General features: G+C 52.5%; 10 protein-coding genes and 4 tRNA genes. 4 read left to right on the top strand and 10 right to left on the bottom strand.

Annotated elements, in window-relative coordinates; genetic code table 11:
• Nucleotides 1-120: 120 nt before the first annotated feature.
• Complete coding sequence (locus tag EX31_RS15150; RefSeq protein ID WP_013577520.1) at nt 121-2679, bottom strand: class I adenylate cyclase; 2559 nt, start codon at nt 2677-2679, stop codon at nt 121-123.
• 327 nt (nt 2680-3006) lie between these two features.
• On the opposite strand from EX31_RS15150, the gene hemC reads away from it, so the two are divergent.
• From hemC to hemY, 4 genes are read left to right on the top strand one after another with little or no spacing between them, the layout of a single operon-like run.
• Nucleotides 3007-3948 (top strand): hydroxymethylbilane synthase, encoded by a 942-nt coding sequence (hemC, locus tag EX31_RS15145; RefSeq protein ID WP_037035462.1) that lies wholly within the window; start codon nt 3007-3009, stop codon nt 3946-3948.
• Nucleotides 3945-4694 (top strand): uroporphyrinogen-III synthase, encoded by a 750-nt coding sequence (gene hemD, locus EX31_RS15140; protein ID WP_037035461.1) that lies wholly within the window; start codon nt 3945-3947, stop codon nt 4692-4694. Before hemC ends, hemD begins: the two co-directional genes overlap by 4 nt.
• A 13-nt stretch (nt 4695-4707) precedes the next feature.
• Nucleotides 4708-5859, top strand: a complete 1152-nt coding sequence (gene hemX, locus EX31_RS15135) for a uroporphyrinogen-III C-methyltransferase (protein WP_037035460.1) — start codon at nt 4708-4710, stop codon at nt 5857-5859.
• A gap of 3 nt (nt 5860-5862) precedes the next feature.
• Nucleotides 5863-7059 (top strand): protoheme IX biogenesis protein HemY, encoded by a 1197-nt coding sequence (gene hemY, locus EX31_RS15130; RefSeq protein ID WP_037035459.1) that lies wholly within the window; start codon nt 5863-5865, stop codon nt 7057-7059.
• Nucleotides 7060-7649: 590 nt separating this feature from the next.
• On the opposite strand, the gene EX31_RS15125 is transcribed toward hemY, so the two are convergent.
• From EX31_RS15125 to wzxE, 9 genes are all read right to left on the bottom strand, one after another.
• Nucleotides 7650-7726, bottom strand: a tRNA-Pro gene (locus EX31_RS15125).
• 59 nt (nt 7727-7785) lie between these two features.
• Nucleotides 7786-7871: transfer RNA gene (locus EX31_RS15120), tRNA-Leu, on the bottom strand.
• Nucleotides 7872-7900: 29 nt separating this feature from the next.
• A tRNA-His gene (locus EX31_RS15115) sits at nt 7901-7976 on the bottom strand.
• Between the two features lie 65 nt (nt 7977-8041).
• Nucleotides 8042-8118: transfer RNA gene (locus EX31_RS15110), tRNA-Arg, on the bottom strand.
• 143 nt (nt 8119-8261) lie between these two features.
• A complete protein-coding gene (locus tag EX31_RS15105; RefSeq protein WP_013577525.1) occupies nt 8262-9656 on the bottom strand; it encodes a bifunctional threonine/serine APC transporter ThrP in 1395 nt (464 codons plus the stop codon).
• Between the two features lie 241 nt (nt 9657-9897).
• On the bottom strand, nt 9898-10638 hold the full coding sequence (wecG, locus tag EX31_RS15100; RefSeq protein ID WP_037035458.1) for a lipopolysaccharide N-acetylmannosaminouronosyltransferase: 741 nt from the start codon (nt 10636-10638) through the stop codon (nt 9898-9900).
• Complete coding sequence (gene wzyE, locus EX31_RS15095; protein ID WP_037035457.1) at nt 10622-12001, bottom strand: ECA oligosaccharide polymerase; 1380 nt, start codon at nt 11999-12001, stop codon at nt 10622-10624. The genes wecG and wzyE overlap by 17 nt, the downstream gene beginning before the upstream one ends.
• Nucleotides 11998-13080 carry a TDP-N-acetylfucosamine:lipid II N-acetylfucosaminyltransferase gene (locus EX31_RS15090; protein WP_037035456.1) on the bottom strand — a complete coding sequence of 361 codons (1083 nt, stop codon included), beginning with the start codon at nt 13078-13080 and terminating at the stop codon, nt 11998-12000. The genes wzyE and EX31_RS15090 overlap by 4 nt, the downstream gene beginning before the upstream one ends.
• Nucleotides 13077-14327, bottom strand: coding sequence for a lipid III flippase WzxE (wzxE, locus tag EX31_RS15085; protein ID WP_037035454.1), 1251 nt, complete (start codon nt 14325-14327; stop codon nt 13077-13079). The genes EX31_RS15090 and wzxE overlap by 4 nt, the downstream gene beginning before the upstream one ends.

Here is a 14327-nt window from a genome sequence, read left to right as displayed (position 1 = left end):
TAATCGCAGGTGGATCATGAAAAGCAACAGGAATCGACAAAACCCCCGGGCACATTTTCAGGGTTTAAAGCGCAGGAAAGCCGGATAATCTGCCACATGTCCGTGATATGGACACCTTTTCTAATGCAACTGGAATTGCTGCTTCAGCCGCGAAGGTTCGACGTCGCTTTCAGGCAAGGTGGCGCAGGCGGCAGAGAGGGCATTGCTGCGAAAAGGGATCACCTGAATCCGGTCATCGAGCGACACAATTTGATAGAACTGCGGCAGGTTGAAGTTAATAAAGCTTGAGCCGTAGGTAAACCGGTCATGGGAAGACGAGTAGAACCGGCTGACATCGCGCACCAGATCCTCTTTGCTGCCTTCGCAGTGGTGATAGACCTCAACACGGTTGGATTCATCAAGAATGTAGATATTAAAGCCGATGTCATCCGAACTGTCTTCGAAGAAGAACTGAATGATCCCTTCGCTGGCGTAGCCGTCAATCACAGCGGGGAGATGCGCCTGATCGGTCTGCAATTTCACCGACAAACCGTGCAGTTTGTTGTTGGAAATCGCGCCATAGAATTCGATCGCATTCTCCAGCTTTTGCACAGAAACGCTGAGACGTTCAAAGAACAGTCCCCAGGTTTGCCCGGCAACACGCACGGCTTTGAAGCGCCCGGGTTCGAGTCGTTTGCTCGACAGGCGAAGCTCAATACATTCCGACACCAGTTGCTGAATCCGCGTACGGATAAGGCCACGTAAATGCTGACTGTAGCAGAACACTTCTACCGATTCCGGCGGTGCAGCATCCTGATGCATTTTGCCCAGGATAGTTTTCAGCGCTTCAAGCACCGCCTGTTCACCGCTGAAATGCAGCGTACGCACTTCATTCCATGAGTTGCGATAGAGCAGGTCAATACTGCCGACCATGCATTGCTGATTCTGCCCGAAACTGAAAACATCCAGCTTACGGAAATCAAAATGCACCACCTGATTGCGGAAAGCTGCGGTCGGATCGTGTTCCAGATTAACGATAATCGCTAAGTGACGAATTTCGCACGGGCTGTACAACGCTTTTGGCGTCGGTGCCGCCAGACGCAGCGGGAAGTTGTGCGAAACATCCGCCACCAGTTCGCGCAGTTTGGCGATATCACACAAGCTGCCGCTTTTAATGTGCAGACGCGTCGTGGATGTCAGTAGTCCGTTGAAATAGGCCCACGCCACCAGTTTATTCAGATAGCGGTTATATTCCAGCGGCTGGTGGCTGACGATAGATTCCATCGACGGCGACTGATTATACAGATACCAGCCGGTGCGGTTCGCACGGCCAATCGGCACATGAATAAAGGTTAAATCGCTTTCTGACAGATCAGGTGAAATCTGCGGATTCACCAGCGTGACTTTGCCCGGCAGCGCTTCAAACGCGGCGTACAACTTACGGGTCAGCACGCCGATATCCTGCGGGCTGGCACTGACGCTTAAATTGTTGCGACGGGCAAAGCGGATAAGGTTGCGATAGCTTTGCATCATGGCATCGAGCAGTTCGTTATGCGCTTCGCGCACACGCTCGATTTTCCAGTTCGCCCGGTTATCCAGCATAGCCAGACGTTCTTCATCCCATCCCCATTCAGCCACCAGTTGACTGAGAATTTCACGACGCCAGCCAACCGATGCCCGTGCACGGGAGAGTTTTTCGCAGACTTTTAAATAGAAACAACGGCGGACTAAATCAAGGCGGGTGAAATCTTCAATCTGGGTGAGATAACGGGTCACGCGGTCGAGCATCATACAATAGGAATCAAGCCCGAAGCAGACGATCTCACCCTGATGCAGGCGTTGTTTAATATCCATCGCCAGCAATTGCGTTTTAGGGTATTCCCAGGAGTATGTTTCCAGCAGCAACGTTTTGAGCACCGCTTTATAAGGAGAATCGATACTTTTATACAACTGCCACAAACTCGCGCCGAAATACTCCTCCGCTGACAGCGTACTGAGGCCACCGAGATCGAGCCATTCGTTTGGCGTCAGCGCGCCCTGCGCATACAGCGAAAGCACATATTCGTCGTAATGCGCTTCTTCTTCACCCGGCACCATATTCCATAGAATACGCTTACCGGCCAGACGGACGGCGGTACGGTAGAACTCGTCGAGCAATAAGATGTGCTGCGTTGAACCACAGTCTTCACCACCCAGGCTGCCACTTTCATTGTGGCGGAAGCGGTTTTCGTCGATCAGGAAGAAGCTGACTTCTACGCCCAGCGAGGCCGCCCATTTTTCTAACAGGCTGCATTTTTGCTGTAAGCGGTTACGCTCTTCGTTATCGAGCCAGGACTGATGGCAGACCCAGATATCCAGATCAGAGCTTTGACTCTGGCCAATGGAAGAGGTGCTGCCCATGGAATACACGCCAGTGATCGGCAATTCACCTTTCACAAGAGGTTCTAGCGCGCTGCCCCATTTATCTTCAAGGTCAGTCAGGTAGGTTTGTTGGGATTCATCAGGCGTGAAAACACAGATACCATGCGGAACCTTACCTTCAAGGTATCCCGGCATCAGAGGGTGATGTTGATGTAAAAAGACAGGAAGCAGCTGGTAGACCTGTTGAAACGCAGGACCCATTGCTGCCAGTGCGCGATCTACTCGTAACTGATTGATCGCATCCAATCTTTGCTTCAATGTCTCGATGTAGAGGTACAAGACGTTTCGCCTGATTATGTGTCTGGAAAGAACCCCGTTCCAAATCCGTCATTTATCGTGATGCTTATGCTTTGAACAACCGCGATTGTGCAAATAGTTGACGAATAATTGCTGGAAACGTGATCAATTTAACACCTTGCTGTTTGACCGTAAAGAAAGTAACGCACCACAATTACTCTTCCGCTTCTCTGGATTTTACCGTCTGTTCCGAAACGGAACAAATCTCTTCAACACCCGTTAACCTTCTTTTACGAATGGCTTCTTACGCTGACAGCTTTCTATTGTCAGTGGTAGGATGGGCACAGAGACAGTTAAACGGTAACAAACATGGTAGACAAAATCATTCGAATTGCCACCCGCCAGAGCCCGCTGGCTTTGTGGCAGGCACAATATGTTCAAAGCCGGCTGATGGCCTGTCACCCCGGTTTGCAGGTGGAACTGGTTCCAATGGTGACTAAAGGCGATATCATTTTAGATACCCCGCTGGCCAAAGTGGGTGGCAAAGGTTTGTTCGTCAAAGAGCTTGAACTGGCGATGCTCGATGGCCGTGCGGATATCGCCGTGCATTCCATGAAAGACGTGCCGGTAGAGTTCCCGGAAGGTCTGGGACTGGTCACTATTTGTGAACGCGAAGACCCGCGTGATGCTTTCGTCTCCAATCAGTACGCCAGTCTGGCGGATTTGCCACAAGGCAGTATTGTCGGAACATCGAGCCTGCGCCGTCAGTGTCAGTTGCGTCAGAAACGTCCTGATCTGGTGATCCGTGATCTGCGCGGCAATGTGGGCACCCGCTTATCCAAACTCGATAACGGTGAATACGATGCCATTATTCTGGCTGTCGCTGGCCTGAAACGTCTGGGTCTGGAAAACCGCATCACTTACGCGCTGACACCGGAAGAGTGTCTGCCCGCTGTAGGACAAGGTGCCGTCGGCATCGAATGCCGCCTTGACGATCAAACTACCCGCGACTTGCTGGCGCCACTGGCGCACCGTGAAACCACGTTACGTGTGCAAGCTGAACGGGCAATGAATATGCGTCTTGAAGGGGGATGTCAGGTGCCAATCGGCAGCTATGCCGAGCTGGAAGGTGACGAGCTCTGGCTTCGTGCGTTGGTCGGCGCACCGGATGGCAGCCAGATGGTGTGTGGAGAACGTCGCGGTCCGGCCGCTAACGCTCACCGCATGGGTGTCGACCTGGCAGAAGAGCTGCTCGCCAACGGCGCGCGCGAAATCCTGCATGAGGTCTATCAGGGGAACGTGCCTAAATGACCATTCTGGTCACCCGCCCCTCTCCGGCAGGAGAAGCACTGGTTAGCCGGCTGCGCGCTCTGGGGCGGGTTGCCTTCCATTCCCCGCTGATTGATTTTGCACCGGGGAACCAGCTCGCATCGCTTCCGAACCTGCTATCCTCATTAAATCAGCAAGATCTGGTGTTCGTGCTCTCGCAACATGCCGTCAGTTACGCTGACCGGGCTTTGCGCCAGTCCGCCACAAACTGGCCGGACACCGTGAATTATTTTGCCATTGGTCGCACCACTGGCCTGATTTTCCACCGGGTCAGCAGTCTGCCGGTTCTCTATCCTCAGGATGGCGAAACCAGCGAGACGCTATTGAATCTTCCGGCATTGCAACGCATACAGGGTAAAAAAGCGCTGATATTGCGCGGTAATGGCGGACGGGAGCTGTTAGCCGAAACGCTGACAGAACGCGGTGTCGATGTCACTTACTGCGAATGTTATCAGCGCAGCCCGGTTTACTACGATGCCAGTGAACAGAGTGCACTCTGGCAACGGGCCGGAGTTGATACGCTGGTCGTGACCAGCGGAGAAATGCTGCAACAGTTGTACCAGTTAGTTCCTGATTACTACCGAAATTCATGGTTACTGCGCTGTAATCTGGTGGTGGTCAGTGAACGTTTGGCAGCCCTTGCACGCCAGCTTGGCTGGAGCGCAATTCGGGTTGCTGAGAATGCAGACAATGATGCGCTGATCCGCGCATTACAACTACCTGACTAAGGGATGTGCCAAAATGACGGAACAAAAAAATCCTTCCGCGCCGGATGAGAATGTTGTTGTCTCCCCAGCGGTTGAGAGCCCCCAGCCAGACGCTTCCGACCTGGACAAGACGCTGAAAACGTTGCAGAAAAAGCAACGCACCGCGCCGGTACTGGGTGCTGTAGCAATTGTATTGGTGATCGCGCTTGGTGCCGGTCTCTATTATCACGGCCACCAGCAGTCGCTGGCGCAGGTTGCCTCAGATGAAGCGCTTTCTGAACAACTCGATGCGCTGCAAAAAACCCAGCAGCAGGACAAACAACAAATCGCTGATCTGCTCGCTCAGCAGCAAAAAACCCGGCAAGAGGCCGATCGTCAGCAGGCTTCCTTTGGTCGTCAGCTAAATGAGCTACAAGACAAAGTCGCCAGCATTTCCGGCAGCGATGCCAAAACCTGGTTACTGGCGCAGGCCGATTATCTGGTGAAACTCGCTGGCCGCAAATTGTGGAGCGATCAGGATGTCACCACCGCTGCCGCACTGCTGAAAAGCGCAGATGCCAGCCTGGCCGACATGAACGATCCGAGCCTGATTGACGTGCGCCGTGCGCTGAACGAAGACGTGGGCAGCCTTTCTGCCGTTGCGCAGGTAGATTTCGACGGCATCATTCTCAAGCTGAATCAGCTATCGAATCAGGTGGATAACCTGCGTCTGGCCGACAATGATACTGACGATTCCCCGATGGACAATGACAGTTCCAGCTTGTCCAGCTCTCTGACCGAATGGCGTCAGAACCTGACCAAAAGCTGGCACAACTTTATGGATGACTTCATCACCATTCGCCGCCGTGATAGCAGCGCAGAACCGCTCCTGGCACCGAATCAGGATGTGTACCTGCGCGAGAATATTCGCTCGCGTCTGCTGATTGCCGCACAAGCCGTTCCGCGTCATCAGGATGAAGTCTACAAACAGTCGCTGGAAAGCGTCTCAACCTGGGTTCGCGCCTACTTTGATACGTCCGATCCTTCGACCAAAGCGTTTCTTGAAGAACTGGACAATCTCAGCCAGCAATCTGTTTCGATGGACGTGCCGGAGGAGCTGAAAAGCCAGCCGATGCTGGAAAAACTGATGCAGACCCGCGTGCGTAACCTGCTTCAGCAGCCCGCCGCCGCCACGCAGGGGGAATAACACATGTTACGAGTTTTCGTGTTGTTCCTGATTGTGTTTGCCGGGATTATTGTCGGCCCGATTCTGGCCGGCCATCAGGGCTATGTCCTGATCCAAACCGACAATTACAATATTGAAACCAGCGTCACCGGTTTAGTCATCATGCTGATCGTGCTGATTGTGGTGCTGTTCTTGATTGAATGGATCCTGCGCCGCGTTCTGCGTACCGGTGCCCGTACCCGCGGCTGGTTTGCCGGGCGCAAAAGCTCTAAAGCGCGTAAGCAAACTCACGCAGCTATGCTCAAGCTGGCGGAAGGCGATCATCGTCAGATGGAGAAATTGCTGGCGCGCAATGCTGATCACGCCGAACAGCCGGTGGTGAACTATTTACTGGCAGCGGAAGCGGCGCAGCAGCGCGGCGACGATATCCGCACCAATCAGTATCTGGAGCGGGCGGCAGAAATCGCTGATATCGACCAGATGCCGGTCGATATCACCCGCGTACGTATCCAGCTGGCCAGAGGTGAAGTTCACGCAGCACGCCATGGCGTTGACCGTTTGCTGGGTCAGTCGCCACGTCATCCGGAAGTTTTACGTCTGGCAGAGCAGGCTTATCTTCTGACCGGCGCTTACGGTTCACTGCTGGAGATTTTACCGTCGATGGCGAAAGCCGATATTCATACCGACGATGAAATCCGGATGCTTCAGGAGCAGGCTTATATCGGCATGATGAATCAGCTGATGGCTGAAGAAGGCAGCGAAGGCCTGAAGCGCTGGTGGAAAGATCAGAGCCGTAAAACCCGTCATGAAGTGGCCCTGCAGGTCGCAATGGCAACGCATCTGATTGAATGCAACGATCAGGATCTGGCACAGGAAGTGATCCTCGACGGGCTGAAACGCCAGTACGACGATCGGCTGGTCGCGCTAATGCCGAAGCTGCGTTCGGGTAATCCTGAGCAACTGGAAAAAACACTGCGTCAGTTGATCAAACAGAATGGCACAACGCCGCTGCTGAGCAGCACCCTGGGCCAGTTGCTGATGAAACACGGTGAATGGCAACAGGCGAGCGAAGCCTTCCGTGAGGCGCTGAAACAGCGTCCTGACGCGTATGATTACGCCTGGCTGGCTGATGCGCTGGACAAGCTGCATAAACCGGCAGAAGCAGCGGAGATGCGCCGTGAAGGGCTGATGCTGACCCTGAATAATTCGCAGCAACAGTAATAACCTTGCTGTCTGTAAAAGGCTCCTTCGGGAGCCTTTTTTATGTCGGTCGTAAATTTCAGACAAAAAAACACTTGTCTGGAAGACAAGTGTCTAAAAACAATCAGGTCTAGGACAACAGATTTAGTGCCTCACTCAACGTTTTGCCTTCTGGATGATAGCGCTTGCGCGTTATCGGTCAGGATGACAATAGGCACTGTAAATTGGCTCTGCATCATTCCCAGGTTTATGAAGCCGGAGCAAACATAATAGGTGGAATGAGCATCTACGGCGGGAATATTGCAGGACGCGTGCCAGTATGGCAAGAGTCTGTTTAAAATTTTTTATTTAACTGATAATTAACAACTTTATTTTCACTAACTTTCAGCAGTCAATTTTTGGAAAGCCAGGGACTGCCCGTTAAACCGCCATTCTGTCGCCAGTGAGCGACGTGTGAATGTCAGCTTATGTGAAGCTTTATTTATCAATAAGATAAGTGTCTCCTGCAAGAGACAGGCATACAGCGGAATGTCGCAGATAAACAACAGGGTGAGTTGAGAAACTCCAGACGAAAAAAAACCTGCTTTAAAAAAAGCAGGTTTCTTTGAATGTGGTCGGCGAGAGAGGATTCGAACCTCCGACCCACTGGTCCCAAACCAGTTGCGCTACCAAGCTGCGCTACTCGCCGATCTCGTGCATCTTACTACTTCTTGACGCTAACTGCATCATTTAAATGTATTTTGTGTGTGGTGCGAAGGGAGGGACTCGAACCCTCACATCCGAAGGACACTAACACCTGAAGCTAGCGCGTCTACCAATTCCGCCACCATCGCATGTCACAATCACAAAATCATTTTTAGAGTGGGGTGGCTAATGGGACTCGAACCCACGACAACTGGAATCACAATCCAGGGCTCTACCAACTGAGCTATAGCCACCATATCTCTAACTAACGTGAATTGTCTGACTTCAACATTCCACCGCAACTCTAGCGCATACTAAATGGTGCGCCCGACAGGATTCGAACCTGAGACCTCTGCCTCCGGAGGGCAGCGCTCTATCCAGCTGAGCTACGGGCGCTTAGCGCCGTTGCGGGTGGGGATACTACGGTTTTAACGCCTAGCTGTCTAGTGCTTTTTATCAGAAATATTGCGTTTGATTACGCTTTATCCAATACGCAGTAAAAGTAAGCATCTCGCCTTCCCCACCCGTGACTTACGACGTTATTTTGCTTTTTCTGCCGTCAGCGCAGCGCGCTTATGCATGCCGAGACCGAAGTATATCAGCGAGACTGCCGCGATAAAAATACCGCCGACCAGTAAAGAAACCCGCGTATCCGGATTAATCGCCATACCGACCAGCACGCATGCCAGGAAAATCAGCGTCAGGTAGTTGGTATAAGGGAAGAGAACCGATTTAAACGGATGGTTTTTCAGTTTCTCTTTATGTGCATCACGGAAACGTAACTGGCTGATCAGCACCACAAACCACGGCACCATGCCCGGCAGTACGCTGGCGCTGTAGACATACACGAACACTTTCTCAGGATTCGGGATGATGTAGTTCAGGCACGAACCGACCAGCAGACACAAAATGGTGATGGCAATACCGTAAACCGGCACACCACTTTTCGAGACATTGCTCAGAAACGCAGGCAACTGCCGATTCTTCGACAGTGCATAAAGCATACGTCCGCAGCTGTACATACCGCTGTTACAGCCGGACAACGCCGCCGTCAGCACTACGAAGTTGATAATGCCAGCCGCCGAAGCAATGCCAATCTTCGCGAATGTCAGGACAAACGGGCTGCCGTGTGTGCCCATTTCGTTCCATGGGAAAATGGTGATGATGACGAAAATCGCACCGACGTAGAAAATCAGGATACGCCACAGGATATTGTTGATAGCGCGTTTGAGCGTAACCTGCGGATTCTTCGCTTCACCGGCGGTAATCCCCACCAGTTCCACGCCCTGATAGGACGCCACAACGATACACAGCGCAAACAGGAAACCTTTCCAGCCGCCTGCGAAGAAACCACCGTGCGCGGTCAGATTGGCAAAACCGACCGCTTCGCCGTGATTGCCAAAGCCGAAGAAGATTACCGCCAGCCCCACCACGATCATCACAATGATGGTGGTGATTTTGATCAGCGCAAACCAGAACTCCATTTCGCCATACAGTTTAACGGCGGCAAGGTTCGCGGCGGCTACAATCGCCACAGCCATCAGCGCGGGGATCCACTGTGGTAAATCCGGGAACCAGTATTGGGCGTATACTCCGATAGCGGTGATTTCAGAAATCCCCACTGCTATCCACATAAACCAGTAACTCCATGCGGTCAGGTAGCCGTAATATGGCCCAAGATATTTATGGGCGTAGACGGCGAACGAACCGGCAACGGGCTCCAGATGCAGCATCTCGCCCATCGAGCGCATGATAAAGAAGACGAACACGCCCGCCAGAATATAGGCCAGCAATACTGACGGCCCGGCCCATTTCAGGGTACTGGCCGCGCCCATAAATAATCCAACCCCGATGGTGCCGCCGAGCGCTATCAGCTCAATATGTCTCGCTTCAAGCCCCCGGTGTAGCCCACCCTTTTCCTCTTGATTCGCCATAGTTCCTCAGTTTCTCTTTAATTGTGTTTGCCTTCCGGAATGACCGAAATGTTATTTTTATTTGTGATGATGCCCATATAGGGCGGAAAAACGGCGCTATGGTTCCGCATTTCAGCATGAGTTGCAAATCACAATTGAGAAAGATCCGCACGGGTAGACATGTCAGGGTGAAAACGACAGTAAACGATGGAGTGAAATGAGAGGTAAAACGCCGCGCTGAAGATCAGCCACGGCGCAAGTATTACAGACGACCGGTGTAGTAATAACGGATAAATTTAAGCAGTTTGAGCTGACGACGTAAACGGCTCGGCTGTAAAATCAACCGGTAGAGCCATTCCAGCCCCAGATTTTGCCAGATTTTAGGCGCACGTTTAACATGTCCGGTAAAGACGTCATAGGTTCCGCCGATGCCCATATAAAGCGCATCAGGATGCACAAGGCGGCAATCGCGCATCAGGATTTCCTGTTTTGGTGAACCCATTGCCACGGTCACGATAGCCGCGCCGCTGCTTTTCACCCTTTCGAACAATGCCTCGCGCTGTTCCGGCACAAAATAACCATTCTGGCTACCGACAATATTGACGTTCCACTTCGCGCGCAGCTTTTCTTCTGTCTGCGCCAGTACTTCCGGCTTACCGCCTATCAGAAAGACCGGTGTTCCTTCACGGCCTGCGCGCTCCATCAGCCCTTCCCAGAGGTCAGCACCCGCGATACGCGAGACGCGTGACTGCGGGTATTTACGCCGTATAGCCCGCACAATGCTGATCCCGTCAGGGTACTTAAATTCCGCGTGCTCGATCAGCGTACGCATTTCAGGATTGCTTTCGACCGTCAGCACTTTCTCTGCATTTATCGCCACCAGCGAACCGTTTTTCACCTGATGACCGGCAAAAAGATAATCGAGAAAATGCGCCATATTGCGAAAGCCCCAAAGGCGGATCCCACGGATGTCGTATTGCGGGATTTTATTCTCCAAATTCATCCATCTTCCTTACTGCCAAAGGCTCCATGAGGTTTTTCCTGACCGGCATTTTGGCACGTATCAGCCCGGCGGCGTCAAACATCCAGTACAACAGTTTTGCGACAATCAGGCAGGCGCCGAATACGATACAGAAAAACACCACCCGCGAGAAAAAGGAATCCACGCCTTCGCGGGCAAGTACGATCATATTGAACACAGCACCAAAGCAAAAACTTTGCAAAATGGCAGCCTTATAAAGGTTGGTGTCGGCTTTGCCTTTTTCATAAAGCCAGTCGAACCATTTAATGATCATGCCCACAGCCACTGCGCCAAGCGGGATAAACCAAACGCCGCCCATCACGACCAGTGAGCCAATTAACGTCGGCGAAATGGCCAGACCGGAATGGTTGTCGAGCACATCCCAGGTGAAATAGTTGGCCGTGTTGAGCACTACGCCCGGACGGTCATGCCACAGCCAGCTGGGGATAAAGACGTAGAAATCACGGACAATAGGCGCCAGCCCCTGAAAACTAATTTTGTCGTAATTTTGCAGCAACAGCCCCAGATTTTCCCATGGCGAAAATGTATCACGCGTCAGATAAAGGAACGTGTAGATCGCCTCAGGGCCGCTGACATTCAATCCGTAGCGTTTAAGTGCCAGCCAGAACATACCGACGATACCCAGTACGCCCGCCGCCGCCAGCATCCACAAACTAATCCAGCCGCGTACAATGCCGATAAACAAAAACAGTGCGAACGCGATGATAATATTCGCGCGCGTCCCGCCGACGATGATGTACGTCAGCAGGCCAAATGCGACGGTACTCACCAGGAAAAACAGCCAGCGCTGCGGATTGGGTTTGAGGAAGAACACCACCAGCATCGCTGGCAGGAAGAAATAGAAGAAGCGTTTAAGCGCAACCCCGGACACATCACTGGAAAAAATCTGGCTGTACGACTTGAGCTTAAACAGCAAAAAACCGTTATGCATAAAGAAGATGGAAACGGTCACCACAGCGATAAGCGCCAGCAAAAACCAGGTCAGATGGGTTTCGACACGGTTCATCGTAAACAGCGGGCGGGACGGGCCTTCACGCTTCGCCCTGAGCCGCGTTTTATAGCTGACATAATAAATACCGTAAAAACAGGTTGCGGCCAGCATCGCCTGTAACAGGTTTTCAACCGGTACGACGTTGACATCGAACTGGAAAACCAGCAGACAGGTCAGCGGAAAACCAAAATAAAATGTCAGCAGATACAACAGCGAAAACAGGACGTTGAAGTTAAAACGTACGCGGCGGAATTCTTTATAAGTCAGCGTCAGAATGAACAGCAGCGAGAACGCATAAACGACCGACAGGCCGTCAAGCTGTGCCATTGTCATGATGTTTCTCCTGCCGCCAGCAGTAATGCCTGTTGCCAGCCCGCGATGTAATTCGGGTTGAAGAAGGCGATATTCTCCCGATCCGTGTTCAGCAACTGACGGCGTGCTTCGGCCACGGTTCTGGCATCCAGCGCATCACCATAAAACAGTACCGGCAGATTTTGCTCCGCCAAATCCTGCCAGAACGGGTTCTGACGGCTGACCACAAACGGCACGCCGAACTGAATGAGCAAACACTGCGTCCCGATACCCTGCTGGCGGTCGAAAATAAAATACCCCAGCGAGCAACGGCGCAGCACATCAAGATAATCAGCAAAAGGCATCGAGCCAGTCATCACTTCAACGTTTTCGGGCGCAAACAGTTTCAACGCTTCACTGTGCACCTGGTCGATGTACGCATGATTATTGGCCGGATACCCCATCGGGATAATCACCCGGATATCCGCACCAAACTGCTGATGCAACGAACGCAGCGCTTCAATATGTCGGTTAGTGCGGTCACCGGAATTGCCGACCAGCACCGTCATCGGCCCTGCCGGTTCAGGCTGACCGGCTGGAAGCGTCAGTGACGGATCCATGCGCGTCGGAAAATACAGTAATGAGGACGGTACACGCGGATGTCGCTGATGGAAATAAATCAGATCGCCGCGGGTAGCGAAAACATGGCCGATACGTCCCTGTGCCAGACGACGCATCAGATAGAACAGACGGAATTTCAGACCACCTGCCGATTCATAAAGATCGGCACCCCAGATGTGCCAGCTGGCCTGTTGCGACTTAATTTTGCCGGTCAGCAGCGCCAGCCAGAGCGTCGGGTTGAACTGACCATGGAAGAAGAAGTGATGTGTGCGATCCTGGGCGCGGGAAATAACCGCATCGGCCAGCGATTTTTTGTCCGGATAAACACGAATATCCAGACGAGTGAATTCAGCAAATGCTGATGCATCCGCTGCCGCCACCATAAAATGATAAATCAGCTTTTCAGGCGCACATTCGGCCAGAACATCATTAAAAAAGCGCAGCACGGTGACATTATGGTGGGGAATGTCAGATCCCAAAACGTGAATCAGCGTTGTCATGCTCGTCTACGATAAATAACAAATACGGTACAGCACAGGGCGAAATAAACGACATACGTCGCCATATACGCTTGCGCGGCGCCAAGAGAACCCCGTATCGGGATCAACCAATGTGAAAAACCCGTCAGTAACGCAAACTGGCTGATTTCAGTCAGCACGTAAAAGCGCAGAGACGCTCTCGCAATCACCAGATAGCCAAAAACATACGAGCCGACTTTCAGTACATCGCCGACCAGCTGCCACGCAAACAAATCGCGCATCGCGATAAATTGTTTTGAAAACAGCAGCCAGATAGCAAAGTCGCGCAACAGCCAGACGGTAAAACTGACCGCCGCCACCGCAGGCAAAACGAATTTCAGCGATTTCACAATCTCGCGAGTGACATCGCGCTTATCGGTCAGGCGCGATAACGTCGGTAACAGATACACGCTGAAAGAGGCGGTAATGAACTGCAAATAGGCATCGGAAATGCTGCTGACACCCTGCCAGATCCCCACATCCTTCCAGCTGTAATGCTCCGCCAGCAGATTTCGCATCATCACATACGCCACGGGCAACGTAACAGACGTGATCAGCGCCATCAGGGTAAATTTCCCCAAATGACTGGCGATAAAGCGATCCCAGCCCGGTTTTAAGTAGGCCAGCGGAAAGGATTTTCGTCGCCACACCATGCCACCCGCAGGGAGTATTACCAGTGCAGGCACCAGCGCCAGCCCGGCCAGCGCGCCTTCATAGCCACCCAGTTTGAAACACAACAGATAGGCCAGTAAACCAATCAGACTGCCGCCAATTACGGCCAACGCATTACCCATCGCATCACGATAACCTTTCAGGATGGCCTGAAAGTAGTTGGCGTAAGCAATGCCCATCTGGATAAAGGCCACGGCCCGGACAACGGACTGATAGCGGTCGTGCCCGAACAACCCGACACTGATGGGCCCGGCGGCCAGCAAAAAGATGGCGGCCAGCAGCGTCGAGAAACCTAAAATCAGCGTGGAAGACGTGCCGAGAACGGCTTTGAGTCGCTCCGGGTTTTCATGATGTTCGGCGACGTATTTGGTAACGCCGTTGAAAATTCCGGCACCGGAAAGCACGCCCAGCACGGTCACCAGCTGGCGGAAATTCCCCGCCTGCCCGACACCATCAGGTCCGAAAGCCACCGCCAGCAGTTTCACTACCAGCAGCCCGGCACCAATTTTAATCAGCGTAGAACCGGCGGTCCAGACTGATGCTTTTGCCAGCGACAT

Origin of the sequence: Rahnella sp. WP5 (assembly GCF_000745615.1) — a bacterium.
GTDB lineage: Bacteria > Pseudomonadota > Gammaproteobacteria > Enterobacterales > Enterobacteriaceae > Rahnella > Rahnella aceris.
Note: the sequence above shows the minus strand (reverse complement) of the source record. Positions and strands in the feature narration are given on the sequence as shown.